Here is a 21,573-nt window from a genome sequence, read left to right as displayed (position 1 = left end):
TTAGGGGGGAATCTGGGCAAGCTCGATGATGTCGGCTCGCTGCTCCTCGGTAAAGGTCGGCGGTCGGCCGCCGCCGTAATTCGGTTTGAGCGAGGCCATCCCTTCCGTGTTGAAACGGTGGATTGTTTTTCGAATATGTTCGCCCGATATGTGATAAAGCCGGCTGATCTCCGGCACTTTCATCTTTTGGGCAGACGCCAGGATTAGAAGAGCTCGGCGGACATCCACCGGATCTGCACCTTTCCGTGCGATTCGCAGAAGGCGGTTACCTTCCTCCTTGCTCAGATCTCGCACAAAGATAGTCATGAACCTCACCCCGGAGAATAGTTGTTACCGGTAATTACCCGGGTTTACCAACTACGATCTTAGATGGGGCACTAGTACATGAGGATTTCTCTTTTAACTTTGGTGAGTCGTATATTTATTTTTACCTATGTAAAGTTTGCAACGTATTGGAGACGGAGATGCAAAGTACATGATTGTGCATAATTCAATTTTATGAATCTAAAAGAATTTGAGTCTGTGATTAATCAACCTGCTAACATACGCTATGAATACTTTATCAAAAAAAGTAGCGGATTCAGAAACGGTTTGGGGACTATATGAAGACGGTTGGGCAATAACTGAGGATGATAAGGGTAATAGGCTGTTTCCAGTTTGGCCAAAAAAAGGAATTTGCAGATCACTGCGCTATTGGGGACTGGAAAGTGTATTCAAGCGCAAGCATGGACTTACAGGAATTCATGGATGAGCTGCTGCCTCAGTTAGAGGAAGACGGAATCAAGCCTTCTATTTTCTTTAACAATGATGACTCCGCTGTTTTAAATGTAGAAACTTTAATTAGAGACTTAAAAGAAGAGTTGGATAAATATTAATGCCATTACTGAGTTACCTTGAAAGGTATTATGCCTTTCAAGGTTTCTTTGCCATGTCCTTTAGATGAGAAGTGCTTAACCTCAAGCATCGTGTTATTTAAAGATAACATACATGAATTCCAGTTTCCTAAACGTGGTGTCGGATGTTCGATTCATCTCGGGGCCGCCAGTTTCTTCTCTCGCAAATGCCTACAGGCTGCCGGATCGTTCCGGCAGCCTGTTTTATATGCGCACCCGCTCGCCCTCGCTCAGCGGTTCCTCGCTCTCGACGATCATCCGATCGCCTTCGAACAGGCTGCCGGCGACGGCGGACATGCCGGCGTCCGTCTCCTTGACGGAGACCGATCTGCGCGAGGCGTAGTAGGCGTTGCCCAGCGGCCCCTGGCGCTCCTCGATTACGAGCACGTAAGCGCCGTCGCCGTCGCGGTGAACCGCCGCGCTCGGCACGAGCATCGTATCCGTATCGGAGGCTTCCTTCTCGAGGTGGACCTTGACCGTCTCGCCGCCGCGAAGCGAGTCGTCCGTCAGCTTGACGACGATCCGGTAGCCGGGCACGGAAGAAGCGACTCCGTCCTCCTCTTCTCCGGTTCCGCTCTCGTCCGAGCCGGGCAGATCCTGCAGAATCTCCGTCACGACGCCATGTATCGTATGAGGATCGCCGTCTTGCATGTCGCCTTTCATCTGTCCTTGCTCCTGTCCTTGTTCCTGTCCTTGTTCCTCGCCTTGTTCCTCGCCTTGCGCCTTGCCTTTCACTTCATCTTGCCTTTCGCCATCGCCTTGCATTTCGTCTTGCCCTTCATCTTGTTGCCCTTCGGCATCGCCTTGCACTTCGCCTTGCACTTCATCTTGCCCTTCACCCTGCGCCTGCACCTGCGCCTCCAGCTTGTCGCCCACCGCCAGCGTCTCCGCGAGCGATGCCGGCGGACGCAGCTCGAACCGGTACCCGCGACCGCTGCTCACCAGCAGCACGTCCGGCCCGGCCGATACGCCGGCCGTCCCGGCCAGTGCATGCACCTCCTTCACGATCCCGTCCACGGGCGCGACGAGCTTGCCCTTCTCCGCCATGTCCGCCTGCAGCCCCGCGATCAGCTGCCGCTGCGCGGCTATGTCAATTTGCGCGCTCTCCAAGGCGGACTTCGCGCCGGCTACGTCCGCCGCGTCTCCATCCTTTGCCGCCTGTATATACTGCTGCTGCAGCAGCGGGATCTGCAGCTGCAGCTTCTGCAGCGAAGCCTGCTGCGCCTCGATCTGCTGCCGGGCATCGCGATCGTCGTAGGTAACGAGCGTCTGCCCCTGATGAACCCGGTCGCCCTCCTTCGCCAGCACCTGCTTGACCTTCCAGCCGGCGGGATTGGGCAGGCTGAGCGTCTCGACCGGCTGGACGACCGCCGTGCCGTCGTATTGCGCCTTCACCCGGCCGCTCTGAACCGGCTGGACGGCGACCTTCGGCAGCGTCAGCGCCAGCAGCGTATTGCCAAGTAGCGTCAGCGCGACGAGCAGCCCGGCGAACAGGCTCGCAGCCACCCGGATGCGGCGCTGGCGCAGCTTCTGCCCCGCTCCCGTCGCTTCGGTGTCCATCGTATCCCTCCCTTCGCATAACGCCTTTGCAAACCGTCCGCTACCCTTTAATCCCCGACAATTGAATGCCTTGTACGAAGTAGGACTCCGCATACAAATACAGCAGGATCATCGGCGTCATATACAGCACCGATGCGGCGAAGCCGACGCCTCGCGCCGCACGGTTGATATGCGCCAGATAGAGCGACAGCGGCTGCTTGAACGTATCCTGTAAAAAAGATGAGCGGCTGCTCGACCATATTCCAGTAGTCGACGAACAGCAGCACCGTCAGCGACGCGACGCCCGGCATCACGATCGGCAGGACGATCCGGGCGAAAATCGTCCCATGACCCGCCCCGTCGATTTTCGCCGCCTCGGTGTAGGTGCCTGGAATATGGAGCATGAACTGGCGCAGCATGAATACGCCGAAGGCGCCGAAGATGCCCGGCAAGATGATGGACGCCTCCTTGTTCAGCAGCCCGAGCTTGTCGATCATGATATAGTTGGGCACCAGCGTCACCTGGAACGGCATCAGCATCGTCATGAGGTAGACGAGGAACAGCTTGTCCCGCCCGCGGAAGCGCAGCCTGGCGAACGCATAGGCGGACAGCGAAGCTACGGCCGTCTGACCCGCGACGATGGGCAGCACCATGCCGGCCGAATTCCAGAACATGCGCAGGAACGCCGGGTTAAAAATCAGCACCTGCCCGTACTGCGACAACGTCAGCCAGTCGGGCAGCAGCTTCAAATTAATGAACAGGTCCCGTCCGCCTGCCGCGACATCGGTCATCTCGCCGAGCAAGCCGTAGTTGGCTCCGATCTCGCGCTCGGTCATCAGCGAATTGGTGAAGGTCAGCGCGATCGGCACCAGCGCGACCGCGGCGAAGACGACGAGAAGCGCGCTCAGGCCCAGTCTGGCGATCAGCTTTCTTTTCTCCAACGGCAGCCTGCCCCTCCTCTCCTCCGGTCATTCCATCCACGATCGGAACCGCTTCTCCGTCACCAGCAGTGAGCCGGCGAGGACGACGATGCATCCGACCATCAGCGCCGCCGCGGAGGTCAGCTTCTGAATGTCGAGCGAGAAAAACATATTGTTCATATAATGCTGCAGCATGTAGATGCGGTCGTAGGGGTAGTCGCTTGCGAGCAAATACGTCTCGCGGAACACTTTAAACGAGTTGATGATGGAAATGAGAATGACGAACACCGTCGTCGGCGTCAGATAGACGAGCGTAATATGCGTCAGCTGCCGCAGGCGGCCCGCGCCTTCGATCCGCGCCGTCTCGTAATACGACTGCGGGATCGACAGCAGACCCGCGAGAAAAAGGATCATGTCGTAGCCGACGTTTTTCCATACGTACATCGCCACGAGCGTCGGCATCGCCCAATCGGATTGGAGCCAGTCGATGCGCCCGTAGCCGAAGCCGTGCAGCCAGGCGTTGAGACTGCCGTTCCAGTCGAGGAAGATCTGCCAGATGGCGACGACGGAGGCGACCGGCACGACGAGCGGCAGCACGAAGGCGGTCTGCAGCCATCTGCGCAAAAACAGCGGCCGGCTGAGCAGAAGCGCGAGCCCCAGCGACAGCGCGATCAGGATCGGCACGCTGATACCCGTGAACAGCAGCGTGTTGGCCGCTGCCTTGCGAAACGAGCCGCTCGCGAGCAGCGCCTCATAGTTGGCCAGTCCGACGAAGCGGCCTCCGATCGTCCGGTCCGTCAGCGAGTACCACAGCCCCATCGCGAACGGGACCAGATAGAACAGCGCGAAGCCCGCGGCGCCCGGCGCCAGGAACAGCAGCGCTGCCGCCCCGTCCCATCCGTGCCATCGGCCCCGCAGCCGCCTACTCATTCAGATAAGTCGTCACTTTGTTCTGAATCAGCTTCGCGACGGCTTCTGCGGACTTCTGCCCGGTGAAAAAAGCTTTGCTCTCTTCGCGGATGATATCGCCGATCTTGGTCGACTGGCCGACCGGATGCACCGCCGCCGTCACGATGCCGTCGAGCAGATCCAGATGCGCTTCATTCACCTGAAAGGCATCGGATTCCGCAGGGCCGTTCTTGTAGCCGGGCACCTCTCCTTCGTCGCGCAGCTTCTGGATCTCCTTGTCGTAGGCGATTCTGCTGATCGGAAACCCCGTGTGCCCCAGCGAGATATCGGGATCGGCCGCGCCCTGCTCGGAGAGCAGGAACTTGACGAAATCCCACGCCTGCTCCTTGACGGGCGAAGCGGCGTTGACCCCCATCGTCTGGTTCGCCATGAAGTAGCCGCCCGGTCCCATCTCCTTCGCATGCGGCTTCGTGTAGACACGGGTATTGCCGCCATATTGATCCATTAACATTAAAAACTCCATGGGCGAGGGGGATTTGCGTGCTTTGGAAATAGGTATTGATCTTGGGGTTCTCCGCCATCGACTCGCTCCGGAAATTCGCCTTCTTGAGATCGATCACCACGCCATCGTCGAACAGCTGCTTGACCTGCGTCATCAGCTCGGCGAAGTCCGGCGAATCGAAGTTTGCGCGGCGGCCCGCTTCGTCGACGAATTGCGCGTACCGCTCGCCTGCGAGCTCCGACAGCATATAGTCCGGCGAGTTGGCCAGCGCATGCGGATGGGTGCCCTTCTGGATCAGCCGCTGCGCCGACTCGGCGAATTCGTCCCAGGTCCAGTCGCCGTCGTCCTTCACGCCGCCGTCCTTGACGATCGCCGCCTCGTCGCCGAGGAGGGCGACCGGATAGAAGGACAGCGGCATCGCGTAGAGCCCGCCGGCGATCTGCATATTATCCAGCACATTGGCGAAGTAGTCCGCCTTGTTGAAGGCCGCATCACGATCCATCCAGTCGCCGAGATTGGCCAGCAGTCCCCGGCCCACCAATTTTTCTTTGGGCAGCAGGTCCAGCTCCATGACGTCCGGGCCTTTGCCGGACAGCAGCGCCGTATTCGTCGAGGCGACGTATTTCTCGATATTCGCGATCTGCGAGTCGAGATCCTTGAATTCCGTCTGGGCGGCCTGCAGCTCGACCGTCACGTTCGGGTGCGCATGCTCGTACTTCTTGACCGCCTGCTTCAACTGCTCGCTCGGTTCGAACGAGGCCACGACGAGCTTGACCGGTCCGCTCGGCAGCTTGATCTCCTCTCGCGCGGGCGCCGGCGCATCCGTCCCGGCGCCGGCGCCGGCGCCCGCGCCCTTGCCGTCCGTAGACGCTCCCGTCTGCGTCGCGCCCGCGGAAGGCCCGTTCTGTCCGTTCGCGGCACTTGGCGAGCTGCCGGCATTACCGCCGTTTCCGCTGCACGCGGAGACACTAAGAAGCAGCACGCTGAGTGCCGTCATCAACCCGATTCTTTTCATCGACATCCACCTTCCGATATTCAGCCTGCGGCCGAATCGCTCCTTATTCCCGGCCGCCCGTTCAATGTAATACACGGATGTGGACATCTCTTGGCCGACTTGTGAACAAATTGTCTCCAAACGAAAAAATCCGTGAACGGTGCCGGATCAGGCAGCCGCTTCACGGATGGGGAGACAGGAGAAAAGCTAGCGGAATTGCAGCACGAACGAGGCATAACGGCCGTCGGCATCTTCCGCCGGCGCCGGAACCGCGCGCTCCTGCGCATACGGCGGCTTCGTCCCTTCGAGGAGCAGCCTGTCGCCGTCCGGACTCCAGGCCAGCAGTACGGGGACGATCCCTTGATAGACGACGGCTTCGTTCAGCACGTTATTGCCCTGCAATCTGCCGGCCGCGACCGTATCGTCGCCGCGCGAAAAGGCGATCGACTGCTTGTCCGCCGACAGACTGAACAGGCCCGTCCCTTCCGCGAGTACGGTCAGCGCGCCATTGCGCGCGTCGTAGCCGAACAGCGTATCGTCGGCGCCTGCGAAGACGATCTGGCTGTCGTTGACCCAATCGGCCGAGCCCGCGTCGGCGAGCGGATGCGCATAACGGCTCTCGAAGGCGCCGTCGGCTCTCTCCGCGAGCATGACGTAGCTTAGGTCCTCGCGCAGCTGTCCGTCCCGGCTCTTCTCGTCGTCCTTGTAGACGATCAGCGCCTTCGCGCCGTCGTTCGACAGCTTGACCGACACGATCGTGGCCATAGAAGAAGTATCGCCGGTCCAAGCGTAGCTCGCCGTACCGCCGGTCTTCGCATCGTAGACCTCGATGCGGTCGGCGCTCGCGCCAGGTTCCCGTACGCCGTACGCCAAGTATCGGCTATTGTCCGACCAGGTGAACGGATATTTGCGCAACTTGAACGCTGCGTACGGGATCGCCGCGACGTCTCGGCCGTCTTCGGCCGCGAGCAGCTTTAGCGTATAAGCGTCCCTTTTTGCCTCCCCGTCTTTGGCGATGCCGAGCAGCAGACGACCGTCCGGCGAGAGTCCCAACGGCATGATGTAGGGGTCGCTAAGCGCAACCGGGTCGCGATACGGAGCCGCGAGCGATACGAAGCCAACATCGGAATCGTTGGCATAGCCGATCAGCCGTCCGTCCGCCGCCCAGCCCAACGGATAGCCGGCTGACTTTCCGAACGAGACCTTGAAGATCGACCGCACCTCGAACGTCGAGTCCGCGCCATCCGTCGACGCAGCCGTAGCCGCCGCGTCGGGGATGACGACCGTCTCCGAACGGAGACGGCTCGCGCAGCCCGCCTGCAGGGCGAACGCCGCCGCCAACGCGAGCGCGAGCGTCCCGCCGCGCAGCGCTTTGCCCGCCATGCGCCATGTCACAAGCCTCATCGCGCGAACATCCCCCTCTCCTCGGCGTAAGGCAGCTCGACGCGCACCGTCGTTCGCCTGCCGCCGCTCTCGATTCGAATCGCGCCGCCGTGCCGCCCGACGATCGCATGGCTGATGCTGAGGCCCAGCCCGACGCTGCCGCTCTCCCCCGAGCCGGCTTCGCCCCGGTAGAACGGCTCGAAGATCCGCGCCAGATGCGCCTCTCCCATCGGCTCGCCGATGCTGTCGATCCGGCAGCGGACCGTCGTCGCCTCCCGCTCCGCCCGGACGTCGATCTCCGTTCCCGCGTCGCCGTACTTGACCGCATTGTCGACCAGATTGATGAACAGCTGCCGCAGCTCATCCGCATCGCCTTCGACGTACAGGCCATCGTCGGCCGCGCATGCGATCGCCTTCCCGTAGCGCTCCGCCTTGAAGGCCATCGACTCGCACACGTCCCGCAGCAGCCGGGCCGCGTCGAGCCGTTCAAGCTCGTCCGCCCGCAGCTCGGTCCGGGGATTGGACTGCTCCAGCAGATGCACGACCAGCTCGTGGAGGCGGCGGCTCTCCTGTACGATATGGTCCATGCCCTTGGCGAAGAAGACCGGATCGTCCGCCCCGTTCGACCGGATCATCTCGGCATAGCCGATGATCGACGTGAGCGGCGTCTTCAGCTCGTGCGTGACATTGTCGAAAAACTGCTTGCGCTGCGCATGGAGCTCCTTCAGCCGGTCGCGGTCCGACTCGATCGTCGCGATCTGCCCGCGGATTTTCCCGATCATCGCGTTGAAGTTGTCGGCCAGCCTGCCGACTTCATCGCGCCGGCGAATCGTGAGATTGACGTCGAGGTCGCCGTCCGTCACCTGGGACGAAGCCTTCGTCAGCTTGACGATCGGCACGGTGATATGGCGCGACAGCAGATAGGCGAACAGGAAGGCGGCGGCGAAGACGGCCAGCGCGATGTAATAGAGCGAATCGAGAATTCGGCGGCTCTGCTCGTACAGCGGAGAGTAATCCTTGGCGAAGCGCAGGATGCCGACCTTTTTTGCCGTCCACGACGACCGGATAGGCATACAGCACCGATGCCGCGCCGTGCTCGTAGGATACCGAATACGCCGTCTCTCCGCCGATGGCGTGCCGCAGATCGTCGGCCTTCCCGCCGGGGAACGCCGTCTTGTCGGATGCGTACAGCAGCTCGCCCGCCGGCGAATACGCGCCGACGGCGTTCGAGGTGGCGTGACGCAGATCGCCGACCATCTCCACCGCCATCTGCGCGAAGTAAATCTCGTCGCTTGCGAAATGATTGATGAGAAACGCCTGCCGGACGTAGACGCCGCTGTTGTTTTTGAGTCCGATCAGATCGTCCGTTATAATCTTGCGGTTGCCCGATGCGATGATGCCGGCGATGATCTGGTTCAGCAGCAGGAACGAGACGCAGAAAATAACGAAGAAGCCGACGGCGAACTTGGTGCGGATCGTCCGGAACATGCGCTAGTCCTCCCGCTTCTCGAACTTGTAGCCGATGCCGAACACGGTCGTGATCCAGTCGCCGGCGTCCAGCTTCTTGCGCAGCCGCAGCACATGCGTGTCGACGGTGCGCGTATCGCCGGCAAAGTCATATCCCCACACCAGATCAAGCAGCTCCGCGCGCGTGAAAATTTTGCCGCGGCGGCCGTGCAGCGTCATCAGCAGGTCGAACTCCTTCGGCGTCAGCTCCACCGTCTCCCCGCCTTTGCGCACGAGCCGCTCGCCGACGGCGATCTCCACGTCGCCGAAGCGGACGGCCGCAGCCTCCGCCGCACGGCTCGACTGCGCCATTCGGCGCACAATCGTCCGGATGCGGGCCACGACCTCCCGCATGTCGAACGGCTTCGTCATATAGTCGTCCGCCCCGAACTCGAGGCCCAGCACCTTGTCCGTAATGTCGGACCTCGCCGTCAGCATCAGAATCGGAATATTGCGCTCCGCCGTCATGCGCCGGCAGAGATCGAGCCCGCTCATGTCCGGCAGCATCCAGTCGAGCAGGAGCAGGTCCGGTTCGAACCGCTCCGCCTCTCGCAGCGCCTCCGCGCCGGTGCTCGCCGTCTGCGTGCGGAAGCCTTCCCTTCCAAGCCCGTATGCCAGCAGATCGGCGATCGCCGCTTCGTCTTCGACAATCAAAATTTTAGTCCCGTTCATGCCCGCGCCCTCGCCGTCCGTTTTTTCTTATTTTAACCGATCGCGGTCCGGCTTGCCCGCAGGGCAGCCCGCTCATGATAATATAAAAAATCTCTTTACATACCGGCGGTCGGTACGGTATGATGAGTCCATGACAGACCGGCGGTCGGTATGCGACTATCCTATTGAAACGGCAGGCGAACAATATGGAACAGAACACAACGTCGAGTTTTCAGGCGATCATGCAGGCGACGGAAGCTCTCATTCAGGAAAAAGGCTGCAGACAGACGACGCTTCAGGACATTTTGAAAAAGACGGGCTTGTCCAAAGGCGCGATCTACCACTACGTGACAGGCAAGGACGAGCTGCTCGGGCTCGTGCTCAAGGCGCGCGTCGAACAGATGAACGAGCGGTTCATGGCGCTGGTGAACGATCCCGGCACCATCGGCCTGGACAATCCCCTTCAACTGATCGCGGCGGCGTTCGTGCAGACGTCGCAGCCCGAGGATGCGACGAACAAGATTTTCATCTATCTGCTCAGCCAGATGGACAACCCGACGGTAGCCGGCATCATGCAGGATGTGTATCAGTATACGTCCGGCGTATGCGCAAAGTGGATCGAGGTCGGCCAGCAGAGCGGCGTGATTCCCCCCGACCGTGGATCGTCAGCGGATCGCGAGCCGCATCCTGACCCATATGTACGGCATGCGCGTGCACAATCTGGTGCGGCAGGCGTCCGGGGAAGGACAGATCGAAGAAGCGATGGCGTTCATGAAGCAGGCTCTGCAATCTTAATAGGGAAAGGAATACGTTCTCCATGTCCAAACGACGCGAAGTCATCTTAACGCTCCTCATCAATGGCTTGATCCCTTGGCTGCTCTACCTATGGCTATCTCGCTCGATGTCCGGTCTCGCCGCCCTCTCCATCGCCACGGCCGTGCCGCTGATCGAGAATGCCTGGCATCTTGCGAAGTATCGCAAGCTCGACGCCTTCGGCGGACTCATGCTGTTCACGTTCGCGCTGACACTCGTTCTGATGGCTTTCGGCGGCAGCGAGAAGCTCCTGCTTATCCGCGAGTCGATGGTGACCGGCGCAGTCGGGCTGCTGTTCCTCGTCTCGCTCGCCTTCCGGCAGCCGCTCATGTTCCACCTGGCCGGCCGGTTCATCGCGAATCCGGAATTCAAAGGCAACTGGCAGTATGCGTATTTCCGCTTCGTAATGCGGTTGATGAGCGCCGTATGGGGCATGATGCTGCTGTCCGAAGCCGCGGTTCGTACATATATGGCGTTCGAGCTCTCCACCGCGCAATTTCTCGCCTTGTCCAACCTCGTACTGTACGGCTTTATCGGTGCCGCCATTCTCTGGACGGTCGTCTATCGCAGAAGGTCGGCGAGACGCCTGAATGCCATCAAGCTCGCGGCTGTTATGACGGAACCGGTTCAGGCATGTGCGGGCTGAGCATCGTTCAACCCAACGCGAGCGATCGGCGGCAGGCGGTGGCGCTGTTCGCCGACGACAGGCGCTCGCTGGCCCGGCAAGGTATCCGCCAGTGGGATAGATAGTGTCCGAATCGCTGGCTGATCGGTCGCGGCTTTATTAGTCAGAATCTTCACGCAATTTTAACGCCCACTCTATCTTAAAGGGGATTCCGTCCCATGCGAATGCATAAAACGCGATACGCGCTGGTCCTCGTACCGGCACTCTTGGTATGCGCCTACGCGCTTATCCAATACGGCTTCTACCCGCCGCAGCTGGCCGGACTGGTCCAGTTCAAGCTTCAGAGCCCCGACTTCCACCTGCGCCCCTGGGTCTATTTCCTCTACGTCCACATCGCGGCGAGCAGCCTGGCGCTGCTGATCGGCCCGATGCAGATCTTCCGGCGGCCGGGCAGTCCGAAGGCCGTCCGGCTGCACCGCAAGCTCGGCAAGATCTATGTCGCCGGCATCGTCTTAAGCTCGCTGGTCGGTATCCCGTTATCGCTGTCCGCGAGCGGCGGGTGGCAGGCGCGATCCGGCTTCCTCCTGATGGACGCGGCCTGGCTCTATACGACATGCGCAGCCGTATTCTACGTGACCCGCGGACGGATCGAACGCCACGGCCGTTGGATGCTCCGCAGCTACGCCATCACCTTCGCGGCCGTGACGCTGCGACTGTATCAGTTTCCGCTTATGCAGCTGTTCGATGCGTTCGAGCCCGCTTACCGCCTGTCGGCATGGCTGTGCTGGACGGTCAACCTCGCCGTCGTCGAGTGGATTCTTTTGAAACGCAAATCAAATATCGCCAACAGGAAAAGAGTGATTCGTCTATGAAAACCGCATTCCGACTTTATCTGAAGAAGCCGCAAACCATCGTAGCCATCGTCGCCGCCCTGATGGCGCAGATCATCTTCATCGTCTGCTGGATGACCTCCTATGACGGCGTGCTGGACCGGACCTCGCAGCTGCGGATCGCCGTCGTCAACGAAGACGGCGCGGCCGCGGAGGCGCTCGTCGCTCAGTTGAAGCAGATGCCGTTCGATGTGACGACGCCGTCCAAAGCCATCGCCCTTCGGGAGCTGGACGAGCGAAAGACGCATCTGGTCATCACCATCCCCGCGCGATTTGCCGAGTCCCTTGGCTCGCCCGATGCGCGGAAGGCCATTCGCTATACGGTCAATCAGGCGAATCCGCAGGTAACGAAAGGCGTGATCGACAGTGTCGTCGCGAAGCTGAACGCGCAGTTGGATCGGCTCGCATCGCCGGACGCCGCGCAGCTTAAGACAGAGATGCAAATCGTCCATCCTGTGAACGGCATGAACAATCAGATGGTGCCGATGATGCTCGTGCTCGCCTCCTACGTCGGCGCCATGCTGATGGCGATGAACGTTCACCAGGCGTCGATGGCGATCGGCCAGGCGATCTCGCGCCGACAGCACTTCGCCGTGCGAGCGAGCCTCATCCTGATCGCCGCGCTGATCATCTCGCTCGCGGGCTCCTCGCTCATGCGGGCGCTGGGCGGACAAATGGAGAACGGGTTCGGCGCCTTCTGGCTGTTCCACTTCCTGATCCTGCTCACTTTCATGTTTTTCGCGCAAATGTTCCTCATCGCGCTGGGCATGGCGGGCATGTTCGCCAACATGGCGATGCTCTCGCTGCAGCTCGTCACCTCGGGCACGATCGTCCCGAGACAAATGCTGAGCGCCTTCTACGAATCGCTCGGCCATTATCTCCCCGCTACCTACGCGGTCGAGGGACTCATGGATCTGGGCTTCGGCGTGCCGTTTCTCGCCCAAGACGCCCTCGCGCTGGGTACGATCCTGCTAGCGAGCGCTGGTATAAGCTGGGCGGTGCTCCGGGCGAAGGACCGGCGCACGGAACAGGCTTCTGGCGCGGAGCTGTCTGTCGCAGGCTCTTAAGCGAATCCCGCCGGTCCCGCAAGCACGGTATTGACGAACCTCCTTATTCAAAATATGATCCGAATAGATCTCTCGACAGGCAGGAACGCGAATGACCGGGCGTGCATGGCTTTTTGGCATGGGAATCGCGGTCGCGTTCCCGGCGCCGGCTCATCTGTTGCTCGCTGCCGCATCGCATCTATTAAGCACGAACGATACTGGCGACTTTGCTTTTCACGATACGACGTTCGTCGTTTACCATATTGGATGGGCAGGAAACATCGCCTTAGGCCTTGTTGCGTTTATCCTATACATGCTGATGTTTGTTCTCTTGCGGCCCAAAAAAAATAACGAAACCATACCTAAAGTTCGATACGGAGGGAAGCACTCTCTATGCCGAAGCTTATGAAGTTCGTGACGGCGCTGTCGCTCATGCTCATGCTGCTCGTTCAACCCATTTATGCCGCGGAAAAGTCGGTTAAGATCAAGGTGACAGTCGTGTCGGTCAAGCTGGTCGAAAACAATCACGTAGGAAATGAGTGGCTGACCGTCGCTAAGATAAACGGGAAGGAAGTATCGGCAGGTTCCTCCGTCACCTTGACGCTCAAAGCCTCCGAAACGATTCATTTGGACGCTTATGCGGAGGAGCAAGACAAGATCCCCGAAGACGGCGAGTCCACGGCTTCCGTCAAAGCTTCTTCGATTGGGAAGACGACAAACAAGGCGTTAAGCGTGGTCGTGACGGAAAACCGAGGCCGCTATTCCGGCGAGACTGCGACATGGAAGTTTACTTTTAAACTGCAAAAGCTAACCTAGCGGCTCAGCCGGCTTGCACCGTGCGCTTCACGATCCTGCGGAGGTAGAGTCGCTCTCCCGTTTCAAACAGCAGATGTCCCGCCGATATGGAAAAGCCGAGAACCATGCCTCGCTGCGCCATCGCTCCCCCCCTTCCAACACGCCTAGCAGCAGACCTAAGACGACGGGAATCAGGATCAGCTCCCAGACGAAACTTCTATGCCACATTCGTCCGGCGATTTTATACACCGCGTAGTCTTCTCGCCTGATATCCTGCCGATAACGGAATCCGATGCTCGTCAAGATCACGATCAAGGACACGTACAGATGATCCACCCCGTCCGCCGCATAAAACGTCGCGACCATCGGGGCGCCAAACAGAACAAGATAGAGCAGATACAGGACGTATTTGTCGGTGCGCTTCATCGAGTAGCCTCCTCGAGCCTAGATGAGGTATCGCAAATACACATACACGCTGGAGATAACTACGGACAGCAGCATGAGCGGAAAGCCCACCTTAAGATACTGAACGCGCAGGCATTCCGCTCGTATATACCGTCGATTTTCAACGATAAGGACAGTATCCGCTCCGCTTCATGATCCACGCCTTGACCGGCAGCGTCATCCCGCTTTAGTCCGCCCAAGCCACGCTCTTCAGGAGCCGCTGCTTCATCAGCTCGAGCACGAAGTCCACATAATAATCCTTGCGAACGATCACTTTATATTCATGATTCGGATAATGGTAGAACAGCACGTCGGTGTACACGCGGTTCTCGTCGAATTCCTGCCGGACCCGCTTAAGGCCCGCCGCAATCGACGGATCGTCCGTCGCGAGGACAATTCGGAACTCTACGTCGTTCTCGTTCGCGGACTCGCCGATTTGCAGCGCAGTTTCGTCGAAGCGATAGTTTAACATGCCCTGGCCCCCCTTGAATCTAGATTAAATAACGAAAATAGACGTATACGCTCGATATGAGGATGGACAGTAGCATGAGCGGAAATCCGATCTTTAGGAATTGGACGAACCGAATGGGATATCCTTCTTTGCCGGACATGCCGGCAACGATCAGGTTCGCGCTCGCGCCGATGAGCGATCCGTTGCCGCCCAGACACGCGCCCAGCGCCAGGCTCCACCAGAGCGGCTCGAGGTTGCTGACGCCCATGTTGCCCATCTCCTGAATCATCGGGATCATCGTGGCGACGAACGGGATATTGTCGAGAAACGCGGAGGCGATCGCGCTCAGCCAAAGGATGAGCAGCGAGGTCGCGACCAGGTCGCCGCCCGTCAGATCGATCGCTTGCTTCGCCAGCTCGGCGATGACGCCCGTCTCGATCAGGCCGGACACGAGCACGAAAAGACCGACGAAGAAGAAGATGGTCATCCACTCGACCTTCGTGAACGCCTGCTCCATCATATGCTCGCCGGTGAGCAGCAGCAGGACAAAAGCGCCGGCCAAGGCGACCGTGGCGGATTCGAGATGGAACAGCTGATGGGTGAAAAAGCCGACCAGCGTCAGACCCAGCACGATCAAGCACTTCCGCAGCAGCTTCGGATCGGAGATGAGCTCCTTTTCTTTCATCTCCATGACGCCGCGCTTCAGTTCGTCCGTCGTTTGGATTTTTTTGCGGAACATCCAGATAAAAAGCGGCACGTAGGCGGCCATGACGACGACGGCGACGGGCGCCAAATTGTTGATGAACGCCATGAACGTCAGTTCCTTAACGGCGCTGCCGATCATGATATTGGGCGGATCGCCGATCAGCGTCGCGGTCCCTCCGACATTCGAGGCGATGATCTGCGTCACCAGAAACGGCACCGGATTGGCGCGCAGCTGCCGCGTAATGCTGAAGGTCACGGGTACCATCAGCAGCACCGTCGTCACGTTGTCCAGGAATGCGGAACCGACCGCGGTGATCAGCGATAGCAGGACGAGGATGCGGACGGGCTCGCCCTTCGCCTTCTTGGCCGCCAGAACGGCGATATACTTGAATACCCCCGTCTCGGCCGTCGTGCTCACGATGATCATCATGCCGATCAACAGGCCCAGCGTGTTGAAGTCGATGTGATGGACCGCCGTCTCCTGATGGACGATGCCGAGGACGACCATGAGCAGGCCCCCGATCATGGCGACGATTGTCCGGTGGATCTTCTCCGAGATAATAAGCGCATAAATGACTAGAAAAATGCCGATTGCCCAAATGGCTTGCTGCTCCATAAGAACCTCCCCCTATACAATTGATGGAAAATAGGATGTCCGCAACCGTCCGGCGTATGCCCGAATTCCACTTGGAGAGGCCGAAAAAAGCAAAGAGAAGCCCACCAAGTGGCAGGCTCCTCCGGTAAATCCCGATATGCAGTTACTATCTATCTTAAACGACGGAGCGGGGATTGTAAACCTAATCGTGTAGGCCAGCGTCGGCGCTTCGGCGTCCGGCGGCTCGGTCGTCACGGCGAGCGGCACGCTGGCCGGACTGCTGTTCGTTTTAGGAATCGTTGTGATTTAGTTGAATCCGATGCGTTCCCATGTGCGAGGTTATGCGATATGCTAGTTTTGCATTTGTATCATACAGGAAGTTAAGTAAGCGCATGAGGTGCTCGGACATTAAGCCGATGAATTGATGGCAATTATGCGATAAAGCTACTGTTCGTATGCAGCCGCAACATCGGGATACCGTGACAGAGAAACAGGAGGCAGCCCATGGCTCAGGAGATCGTCATCAAACAGCTGGCTGAGGAAGCCGAAGTACGCGAGCTAGACGCTGCATTTTCCCGTACGTATCCGTGGTATCGCCCCGGCCAGTATGATAATCGGTGCCTCGAGGAGAACCGCCAAGGTTTGAGAACCACGCTGATCGCCAAAGTAGACGGCAACGTGGCCGGGTGCTGCCATCTGCTGTATCGCTCGGAGTATCCGGGTTTCGCCGAAGCGGGCATACCTGAGGTTAACGCTTTGGACGTGCTCCCTGCTTACCGAAGATTAGGCATTGCGAGCCGCATGCTGCAGGAGCTGGAGGATACCGCTTCGCGCAGCTCCGCATACATAGGATTAGGCGTCGGTCTGTACCGGGATTATGGGGCAGCACAGATTTTGTATGCCAAGCGCGGTTATGTCCTGGACGGACAAGGCATCATGTATAAAAACCGAGCGGTCGCCCCGGGACAGACTGTCGCCGTTGACGATGACCTGCTGCTTTACTTGATCAAAGATCTAACGGGAGCGAACAAAGAATAACGCGATCTTCGTCACGTCGACGGTACAATTAATCCCTTGCGTATCAGATTGGCCGACACCGGCGCGCGCCCAATCTCCCTTGCCCATACGGACAGCTGCCCGACATGGTGAATCTCGTGCGCGATGACGTGCCGCATCACTTCGCCCCAGGCGTGCACCTCCGACGTGCCGTCAGGACGCGTGCTTGGCAGCGGCCGCTTCTCCATGGACGGATCCCAAGCCGTCACGAATGCCTCGACGTCGGGACGCAGCCTGCGGTCCAGCGCCCGGACTTGATCGAGCGAGCCGTACATTTCGAACGGATCTTGGAAATCCGGCCGGTCCTGCATGAACATGATCCAGCTGTATTCCACGTCCGCGATATGGAACAGCGTTTTCAGAATGCTCCCGACGCCGCCTGTGCGAACTTTAAGCAGTTCCTCTTCCGGTACCTCTTCGCACCATGCGTACCATTGCTCGCGAACGATCCAGTTGTATTGAAAAAAGGTTTTCATGGCGTACCTCCCGCGGGTTTGATCGGCCTCGGCCGTCCAGCTACGACTCTATTCTATTATAACCATTGAAATCGGGGTGTCTCATGGATCAAAACGTCATTCAACAAGCGAGAATATTGGCGGGGCGGCTCATCCGGCAAGCCGGAGCCGTCGCGCTGGAGCGATTCGACGATATCGCGGAGGTGACGGACAAAGACGATTACGGCGATGTCGTCACGGAGGTCGATCTTCTGACGGAAGCGATTATTCTGCCGGGGATCCAGTCTACTTTTGCGGACCATGCCATCCATAGCGAGGAGGCGGGAAGCCTCGGCGGGGAGAGCGACTGGCTGTGGCTCATCGATCCGCTGGACGGCACGAACAACTTCGCGATCGGCTTGCCTGCATTCGCAACGTCGATCACGCTTTTGTACAAGCGCGAGCCCGTACTCGGCGTCGTCTACGAACCGCTCACCGACAGGTTGTTCGTCTCGTCAGCCGGCGAGGGCGCGTTCGTCAACGGGAAGCCGATGCAGGTCAAGCCGGCCGCGCGGCTCTCCAAAGCCAATATCGGTTGGATACAGGGCCACGCCGTACGCAACGATCCGCGCGCGGTCCGGCTGCGCCATCATCTCGACGTCAGCTTCAAGCGCATGATGCGGCTGTGGGCGCCGACGCTGCAGTGGTGCTTGCTCGCTAAAGGCGATATCGACGGGATCGTGCTGTACAATTCCGAAGGCGATGATCTGTACTCGGGCATCCTGATGGTAAAAGAAGCCGGAGGCATCGTCGTAGACTTCGAGGGAAGGCCGTTTACGGGGATGCAAGCGGAGCCCTATCTGATCGCCTGCCATCCGGACAATCGAGACGAGCTGCTGCGGACGGTTCGGGCGGGACTGGGCGAGGCGGAATAGGGAGAGACGGCATGACGCCCGGACGACTGACCGGGACAAGCTCGAATTTTATCGAGCCGGACGAGTTTTTTTTGAAGAAAATGTCGGACTGACTTCCCCGGCTGCCTCATATACTTCTGCGATGCGATCCGAATCGCCTACGCGGGAGGTATGGAAGATGTCATATGCCGAATCCACGGTGCTCCAGACGACGGCGCTGCAGACGCCGGTGCTTCAATCGCCGTCCCTGAACCTGTCTGCCGATTCGACCCAGAAGGTCAATTATGCCAAAAACGAACAAAACGTCATCACGCAGCTGTTCGCCGATCAACTGCCCGCCGTCAGAACCGGATTCTTCAATATTTATATGAGCCAAGGCGTCGTGGTCTCGCCGCACTGGCACACCAACGCTACCGAACTCGTCTTCTTGATCAGCGGCGAGATCCAGACGTCCGTCTTCAATCCGTTTACCCAGGAACTCATGACGTATCGGCTCAAACCCGGCCAAGTCTCGCAGTTCCCGCTGGGCTGGTTCCACTGGCTCGTGGCGCTGACCGACCACACGCACCTGCTGACGATTTTCGACGTCCCTACGCCCGACATCGTGTACGCGGGAGACTTCCTGCGCACGCTGCCGCCCGAAGTCGCGGCTCGCGCCTACTGTATCAATCCCGCTACGTACGCTCAAGCCGTCGCCCCGCTCCAGAAGCCGGTCATCCTCGGCCCGCCTCCGGGCTGCTCGCCGGCGGCGGGCGCGGTGCAGGGCGCATCCGCGCAGGCGGGCTATCCGCATGCTGCGGTGCAAGGCGCGGCGTCGCCGGGTCCGATGTATCCGGGCACGATGCCGGGCGTGATGCCGCAAAGCGTCATGCCGCAGCAGGGACCCGCGGCGGTTCCCTATCCCCCTGGCTCAGGCTGGAGATAGACCTTAAACGTATCATGGCAGCATAGCAACTGAACGTAGCCTGCGGCGGATGCCGCAGGCTTTTATTAGTTGCTTGAACGGTTGCCGCCGAACTTGCGAGCAAGCGAGGGAAAGCCCTTGGGCGAGAAGGTGGCGGAGCGCCGAAAGTGCTGTCCTGGGAAAGCACCTGCGTTAGATGGCATGGATGCGACGGTTCTGACACGCTCATGTCTTCCAGACGCCCCCTAGCGGCATACTACCGAGACGCCTGCGCGATTCGCCAACGACGTTCAGAGGTACGCTTATAGAAAAGGGGGGAACGCTTCATGAATAGGCGTCGACCGAACGGCCGCCATACATACGCACTCGTCCATACCCTGACCGCTGCATGGATCGTCCTCGCGCTACTGCCGGCGCTATCCCTGGTACCCGCCCATGCTTCCGCCGCCAGCTTCATGGCCTCCTGGCCTTACAAGGCCAACCTGCTCGGCGCGGAGCAGGTCGTGGTGGTCGAGGCCAAGTCCCTGCGAGCGCAGACCGGCGTCCTGTCACTGCGCGAGAAGCGGCCGGACGGCGGATGGACCGTCGTCCTGGCCGGCATTCCCGTCGCGCTGGGCAAGAGCGGTATCGCGAAGATGAAGGAAGGCGACGGCCGCACGCCCTCCGGCGTGTACCCGCTGGGCGAGGCGTTCGGCACCGCGAGCAAGCCGAAGGGTCTGAAGCTCGCCTACAAGCAGACGACCGAGCAAGATTATTGGGTCGACGACCCAACATCCGCCGACTACAATCGATGGGTCGCCTATGCCGGCAATCCGGACCGCAAATGGCATTCCTACGAACGCCTCTACCAGCCGCTCTATAAATACGCGATCGTCGTACGCTACAACGACGACCCCATCGTCCCCGGCCGCGGCAGCGCCATCTTCCTTCATCTGTGGCGGGGTGGGGGCAAGCCGACAGCCGGCTGCATCGCCATGTCAGAGCCGAATCTGCTCAAGCTGATGGCCGCGCTCGATCCCGCGCGGTCGCCGGCGATCGCGATAGGCCTGGCCGGTTAGCGAAGCCTTGCGACCGTTCAGGCAAAGATCGCCGTCATGAGAATACGGCCATCAGCACGACGATCGCGATCGGTACAAGCAGCATCGCCGCAAAAATGAGGATGCCAAGCGGATGGGCGAAGTTGATCGTCCAGCCGACGCCGGACCTTTTTTCCACCATCAGGGCAGGGTCCGCCTTGTTGTAGTAGAAAAATCCGCCGCGCCACGCTTCGTCCTCTTTAGCGTGCGGGTTGCTCCCGGCATCGTCCAGGCCATGCCTCGCCACGTACCAGACGAAGCCGAACACCGCCAGGATGAGCAGTGCAGGCAATCCTATCATCGCTGGGCTAAGCCGTTCGGTAGGCCAGCCGTATAGCGTCACGGATTGACCCAGACCCAGCATGACGACGACGAACAGCGAGAGCGCATAAATGAACACCGAGTTCGCTTTTCTAAACCGCAATTGCTTCTCTCTGGACGCCTCCGGATGCGCGGGGTCGAGCTGCTGCCGCGCCTGACGAATGCTCATGTTGACCAGCAGGAATACGACGATCAACGCAAGCTGAACGATATTCAGCGTAAACACGGCTCCGAAGCCCTTAGGCGAGTATTCGTCGGCCTCCCCCCGAAATGCCGAAATGCGTCGGCACCGGGTCCGGGATGACGTCCCAGTGCAGCGCGGCTGAAGCGGCGCATACGAGGACGATCGCCAGATGGATGAAGAACCACCCGTTGCCCACGAGCCGCTGACGCTGGCGGAACAGCAGATCGATCACGATCTTGGACGGCTTTTCGGCGCTCCAGTTCCTGGCCTGCTTCAAACGCAGCGCCTGCCCCCGTCCCGAACGCCAGACCGGGATCAAGCCGCCGATCTGGATGACCAGCGCCGCGCCGAACGCCGCCTCGGGACTGCCTTCGGCCCATTCGCCGCCGCTCCAGAGACCGACGGTTGCGCCGACCGCGAGACCCAGTATCCAGACGGCAACCATCGCGCCGTAATGCCTGCCGCGAATCCGTCCGACCTCAGCGCTGCCGCGATCCGCCTCGGGTACGTACAAGCCGAACAACAAATGCTTGGGCGCCAGGAACACCGCCCCGATCATCGTCAGCGAGATCAGCGCATCCAATAGGCCCAGTACCAGCCATTCCGTCTGCGTCGCGTTCACTTCGCATCCTCTCCCTTCGACATCAATTGCCTGTATACGGCGGCGCTCTGCTCGGCGAACTCCTCCTCCGTCATCCCGCGAACCGCCGCTTCCGCGGCGAGCGGCCGAATGCCCTTCGCCAGCTTGGCTCGGAATGCCGCGTCCGCGCCGGGCATCCCGCCCGGCTGCACGACGACCCCTTGCTTGCGGTGAACCTGGAGGAACCCGTCCTGCTTCAGAATCTGATAAGCCTTGTTCACCGTGTGCAAATTAATGCCCAGATCCGCGGCGAGGCTTCGTACGGACGGCAGCGGGTCCCCGGGCTTCAACTGCTCCGAGGCGATGCCTTCGATCAATTGATCGACCAACTGCGTATAGATGGGTACATCCGATTGCAGATCGATCTCCATCCACATGGCGTG

General features: G+C 59.8%; 25 protein-coding genes and 2 pseudogenes. 11 read left to right on the top strand and 16 right to left on the bottom strand.

Annotated features, from left to right (window positions below):
- The gene (locus OMP38_RS26615) at positions 1-306 is read right to left on the bottom strand and encodes a helix-turn-helix domain-containing protein (RefSeq protein ID WP_277567774.1); all 306 of its coding nucleotides are present in this window, start codon (positions 304-306) and stop codon (positions 1-3) included.
- Between the two features lie 244 nt (positions 307-550).
- Between OMP38_RS26615 and OMP38_RS26610 the strand changes: the two genes are divergently transcribed.
- Positions 551-751 (top strand): DUF2750 domain-containing protein, encoded by a 201-nt coding sequence (locus OMP38_RS26610; protein WP_277567773.1) that lies wholly within the window; start codon positions 551-553, stop codon positions 749-751.
- Positions 726-875, top strand: a complete 150-nt coding sequence (locus OMP38_RS26605) for a DUF2750 domain-containing protein (RefSeq protein WP_420869755.1) — start codon at positions 726-728, stop codon at positions 873-875. The genes OMP38_RS26610 and OMP38_RS26605 overlap by 26 nt, the downstream gene beginning before the upstream one ends.
- A gap of 222 nt (positions 876-1,097) precedes the next feature.
- On the opposite strand, the gene OMP38_RS26600 is transcribed toward OMP38_RS26605, so the two are convergent.
- From OMP38_RS26600 to OMP38_RS26565, 8 genes and pseudogenes are all read right to left on the bottom strand, one after another.
- The gene (locus tag OMP38_RS26600) at positions 1,098-2,453 is read right to left on the bottom strand and encodes an efflux RND transporter periplasmic adaptor subunit (RefSeq protein ID WP_277567771.1); all 1,356 of its coding nucleotides are present in this window, start codon (positions 2,451-2,453) and stop codon (positions 1,098-1,100) included.
- Positions 2,454-2,493: 40 nt separating this feature from the next.
- A pseudogene (locus OMP38_RS26595) lies at positions 2,494-3,373 on the bottom strand (carbohydrate ABC transporter permease).
- A gap of 27 nt (positions 3,374-3,400) precedes the next feature.
- Complete coding sequence (locus OMP38_RS26590; RefSeq protein ID WP_277567770.1) at positions 3,401-4,282, bottom strand: carbohydrate ABC transporter permease; 882 nt, start codon at positions 4,280-4,282, stop codon at positions 3,401-3,403.
- Positions 4,275-4,460 carry a hypothetical protein gene (locus OMP38_RS26585; protein WP_277567769.1) on the bottom strand — a complete coding sequence of 62 codons (186 nt, stop codon included), beginning with the start codon at positions 4,458-4,460 and terminating at the stop codon, positions 4,275-4,277. The genes OMP38_RS26590 and OMP38_RS26585 overlap by 8 nt, the downstream gene beginning before the upstream one ends.
- Complete coding sequence (locus OMP38_RS26580; RefSeq protein WP_277567768.1) at positions 4,453-5,778, bottom strand: ABC transporter substrate-binding protein; 1,326 nt, start codon at positions 5,776-5,778, stop codon at positions 4,453-4,455. Before OMP38_RS26580 ends, OMP38_RS26585 begins: the two co-directional genes overlap by 8 nt.
- A 186-nt stretch (positions 5,779-5,964) precedes the next feature.
- Positions 5,965-7,161 (bottom strand): WD40 repeat domain-containing protein, encoded by a 1,197-nt coding sequence (locus OMP38_RS26575; RefSeq protein ID WP_277567767.1) that lies wholly within the window; start codon positions 7,159-7,161, stop codon positions 5,965-5,967.
- Positions 7,158-8,628: pseudogene (locus tag OMP38_RS36240) on the bottom strand (sensor histidine kinase). The gene OMP38_RS26575 and the pseudogene OMP38_RS36240 overlap by 4 nt, the downstream one beginning before the upstream one ends.
- A 3-nt stretch (positions 8,629-8,631) precedes the next feature.
- A complete protein-coding gene (locus OMP38_RS26565) occupies positions 8,632-9,318 on the bottom strand; it encodes a response regulator transcription factor (RefSeq protein ID WP_277567766.1) in 687 nt (228 codons plus the stop codon).
- Positions 9,319-9,503: 185 nt separating this feature from the next.
- Here OMP38_RS26565 and OMP38_RS26560 point away from each other — a divergent pair, with 185 nt between their 5' ends.
- The 5 genes from OMP38_RS26560 (at position 9,504) to OMP38_RS26540 (ending at position 13,487) form a co-directional block, all read left to right on the top strand.
- Positions 9,504-10,142 (top strand): TetR/AcrR family transcriptional regulator, encoded by a 639-nt coding sequence (locus OMP38_RS26560; protein ID WP_277567765.1) that lies wholly within the window; start codon positions 9,504-9,506, stop codon positions 10,140-10,142.
- Positions 10,115-10,756, top strand: coding sequence for a VC0807 family protein (locus OMP38_RS26555; RefSeq protein WP_277567764.1), 642 nt, complete (start codon positions 10,115-10,117; stop codon positions 10,754-10,756). The genes OMP38_RS26560 and OMP38_RS26555 overlap by 28 nt, the downstream gene beginning before the upstream one ends.
- A gap of 197 nt (positions 10,757-10,953) precedes the next feature.
- Positions 10,954-11,607, top strand: coding sequence for a DUF2306 domain-containing protein (locus tag OMP38_RS26550; RefSeq protein ID WP_277567763.1), 654 nt, complete (start codon positions 10,954-10,956; stop codon positions 11,605-11,607).
- Complete coding sequence (locus OMP38_RS26545) at positions 11,604-12,692, top strand: YhgE/Pip domain-containing protein (RefSeq protein ID WP_277567762.1); 1,089 nt, start codon at positions 11,604-11,606, stop codon at positions 12,690-12,692. Before OMP38_RS26550 ends, OMP38_RS26545 begins: the two co-directional genes overlap by 4 nt.
- Positions 12,693-13,064: 372 nt before the next feature.
- Positions 13,065-13,487 carry a hypothetical protein gene (locus OMP38_RS26540; protein ID WP_277567761.1) on the top strand — a complete coding sequence of 141 codons (423 nt, stop codon included), beginning with the start codon at positions 13,065-13,067 and terminating at the stop codon, positions 13,485-13,487.
- A gap of 27 nt (positions 13,488-13,514) precedes the next feature.
- Here the strand turns inward: OMP38_RS26540 and OMP38_RS26535 are convergent, their stop codons facing one another.
- The 3 genes from OMP38_RS26535 to OMP38_RS26525 form a co-directional block, all read right to left on the bottom strand.
- On the bottom strand, positions 13,515-13,892 hold the full coding sequence (locus OMP38_RS26535; protein ID WP_277567760.1) for a hypothetical protein: 378 nt from the start codon (positions 13,890-13,892) through the stop codon (positions 13,515-13,517).
- Between the two features lie 205 nt (positions 13,893-14,097).
- Positions 14,098-14,382, bottom strand: coding sequence for a hypothetical protein (locus OMP38_RS26530; RefSeq protein ID WP_277567759.1), 285 nt, complete (start codon positions 14,380-14,382; stop codon positions 14,098-14,100).
- 19 nt (positions 14,383-14,401) lie between these two features.
- A complete protein-coding gene (locus OMP38_RS26525) occupies positions 14,402-15,682 on the bottom strand; it encodes an ArsB/NhaD family transporter (RefSeq protein ID WP_277567758.1) in 1,281 nt (426 codons plus the stop codon).
- A gap of 483 nt (positions 15,683-16,165) precedes the next feature.
- On the opposite strand from OMP38_RS26525, the gene OMP38_RS26520 reads away from it, so the two are divergent.
- A complete protein-coding gene (locus OMP38_RS26520; RefSeq protein WP_277567757.1) occupies positions 16,166-16,699 on the top strand; it encodes a GNAT family N-acetyltransferase in 534 nt (177 codons plus the stop codon).
- A gap of 11 nt (positions 16,700-16,710) precedes the next feature.
- Here the strand turns inward: OMP38_RS26520 and OMP38_RS26515 are convergent, their stop codons facing one another.
- On the bottom strand, positions 16,711-17,193 hold the full coding sequence (locus OMP38_RS26515; RefSeq protein ID WP_277567756.1) for a DinB family protein: 483 nt from the start codon (positions 17,191-17,193) through the stop codon (positions 16,711-16,713).
- An 83-nt stretch (positions 17,194-17,276) separates the two neighbouring features.
- Here OMP38_RS26515 and OMP38_RS26510 point away from each other — a divergent pair, with 83 nt between their 5' ends.
- The 3 genes from OMP38_RS26510 (at position 17,277) to OMP38_RS26500 (ending at position 20,027) form a co-directional block, all read left to right on the top strand.
- Entirely contained in the window at positions 17,277-18,086 is an 810-nt protein-coding gene (locus OMP38_RS26510; RefSeq protein WP_277567755.1) for an inositol monophosphatase family protein, read from the top strand.
- 157 nt (positions 18,087-18,243) lie between these two features.
- Positions 18,244-18,990, top strand: a complete 747-nt coding sequence (locus tag OMP38_RS26505) for a cupin domain-containing protein (protein WP_277567754.1) — start codon at positions 18,244-18,246, stop codon at positions 18,988-18,990.
- 305 nt (positions 18,991-19,295) lie between these two features.
- Complete coding sequence (locus tag OMP38_RS26500; protein WP_277567753.1) at positions 19,296-20,027, top strand: L,D-transpeptidase family protein; 732 nt, start codon at positions 19,296-19,298, stop codon at positions 20,025-20,027.
- A gap of 34 nt (positions 20,028-20,061) precedes the next feature.
- Here OMP38_RS26500 and OMP38_RS26495 read toward each other — a convergent pair whose 3' ends face one another.
- From OMP38_RS26495 to OMP38_RS26485, 3 genes are read right to left on the bottom strand one after another with little or no spacing between them, the layout of a single operon-like run.
- Positions 20,062-20,592, bottom strand: coding sequence for a DUF5808 domain-containing protein (locus OMP38_RS26495; RefSeq protein WP_277567752.1), 531 nt, complete (start codon positions 20,590-20,592; stop codon positions 20,062-20,064).
- 13 nt (positions 20,593-20,605) lie between these two features.
- Positions 20,606-21,172, bottom strand: coding sequence for a DUF1648 domain-containing protein (locus tag OMP38_RS26490; RefSeq protein WP_277567751.1), 567 nt, complete (start codon positions 21,170-21,172; stop codon positions 20,606-20,608).
- Positions 21,169-21,567 (bottom strand): GntR family transcriptional regulator, encoded by a 399-nt coding sequence (locus OMP38_RS26485; RefSeq protein WP_277567750.1) that lies wholly within the window; start codon positions 21,565-21,567, stop codon positions 21,169-21,171. Before OMP38_RS26485 ends, OMP38_RS26490 begins: the two co-directional genes overlap by 4 nt.
- Positions 21,568-21,573 lie beyond the last annotated feature (6 nt).

Origin of the sequence: Cohnella ginsengisoli, assembly GCF_029525555.1 — a bacterium.
Lineage (GTDB): Bacteria > Bacillota > Bacilli > Paenibacillales > Paenibacillaceae > Cohnella > Cohnella ginsengisoli.
This window is presented reverse-complemented; position numbering and strand designations above follow the sequence as displayed.

Bases quoted from the DNA above. Each gene is read 5' to 3' on its own strand.
- OMP38_RS26615 (WP_277567774.1), bottom strand. From the start codon at position 306: ATGACTATCTTTGTGCGAGATCTGAGCAAGGAGGAAGGTAACCGCCTT.
- OMP38_RS26610 (WP_277567773.1), top strand. From the start codon at position 551: ATGAATACTTTATCAAAAAAAGTAGCGGATTCAGAAACGGTTTGGGGA.
- OMP38_RS26605 (WP_420869755.1), top strand. From the start codon at position 726: ATGGACTTACAGGAATTCATGGATGAGCTGCTGCCTCAGTTAGAGGAA.
- OMP38_RS26600 (WP_277567771.1), bottom strand. From the start codon at position 2,453: ATGGACACCGAAGCGACGGGAGCGGGGCAGAAGCTGCGCCAGCGCCGC.
- OMP38_RS26590 (WP_277567770.1), bottom strand. From the start codon at position 4,282: ATGAGTAGGCGGCTGCGGGGCCGATGGCACGGATGGGACGGGGCGGCA.
- OMP38_RS26580 (WP_277567768.1), bottom strand. From the start codon at position 5,778: ATGAAAAGAATCGGGTTGATGACGGCACTCAGCGTGCTGCTTCTTAGT.
- OMP38_RS26575 (WP_277567767.1), bottom strand. From the start codon at position 7,161: ATGAGGCTTGTGACATGGCGCATGGCGGGCAAAGCGCTGCGCGGCGGG.
- OMP38_RS26565 (WP_277567766.1), bottom strand. From the start codon at position 9,318: ATGAACGGGACTAAAATTTTGATTGTCGAAGACGAAGCGGCGATCGCC.
- OMP38_RS26560 (WP_277567765.1), top strand. From the start codon at position 9,504: ATGGAACAGAACACAACGTCGAGTTTTCAGGCGATCATGCAGGCGACG.
- OMP38_RS26555 (WP_277567764.1), top strand. From the start codon at position 10,115: ATGTCCAAACGACGCGAAGTCATCTTAACGCTCCTCATCAATGGCTTG.
- OMP38_RS26550 (WP_277567763.1), top strand. From the start codon at position 10,954: ATGCGAATGCATAAAACGCGATACGCGCTGGTCCTCGTACCGGCACTC.
- OMP38_RS26545 (WP_277567762.1), top strand. From the start codon at position 11,604: ATGAAAACCGCATTCCGACTTTATCTGAAGAAGCCGCAAACCATCGTA.
- OMP38_RS26540 (WP_277567761.1), top strand. From the start codon at position 13,065: ATGCCGAAGCTTATGAAGTTCGTGACGGCGCTGTCGCTCATGCTCATG.
- OMP38_RS26535 (WP_277567760.1), bottom strand. From the start codon at position 13,892: ATGAAGCGCACCGACAAATACGTCCTGTATCTGCTCTATCTTGTTCTG.
- OMP38_RS26530 (WP_277567759.1), bottom strand. From the start codon at position 14,382: ATGTTAAACTATCGCTTCGACGAAACTGCGCTGCAAATCGGCGAGTCC.
- OMP38_RS26525 (WP_277567758.1), bottom strand. From the start codon at position 15,682: ATGGAGCAGCAAGCCATTTGGGCAATCGGCATTTTTCTAGTCATTTAT.
- OMP38_RS26520 (WP_277567757.1), top strand. From the start codon at position 16,166: ATGGCTCAGGAGATCGTCATCAAACAGCTGGCTGAGGAAGCCGAAGTA.
- OMP38_RS26515 (WP_277567756.1), bottom strand. From the start codon at position 17,193: ATGAAAACCTTTTTTCAATACAACTGGATCGTTCGCGAGCAATGGTAC.
- OMP38_RS26510 (WP_277567755.1), top strand. From the start codon at position 17,277: ATGGATCAAAACGTCATTCAACAAGCGAGAATATTGGCGGGGCGGCTC.
- OMP38_RS26505 (WP_277567754.1), top strand. From the start codon at position 18,244: ATGTCATATGCCGAATCCACGGTGCTCCAGACGACGGCGCTGCAGACG.
- OMP38_RS26500 (WP_277567753.1), top strand. From the start codon at position 19,296: ATGAATAGGCGTCGACCGAACGGCCGCCATACATACGCACTCGTCCAT.
- OMP38_RS26485 (WP_277567750.1), bottom strand. From the start codon at position 21,567: ATGTGGATGGAGATCGATCTGCAATCGGATGTACCCATCTATACGCAG.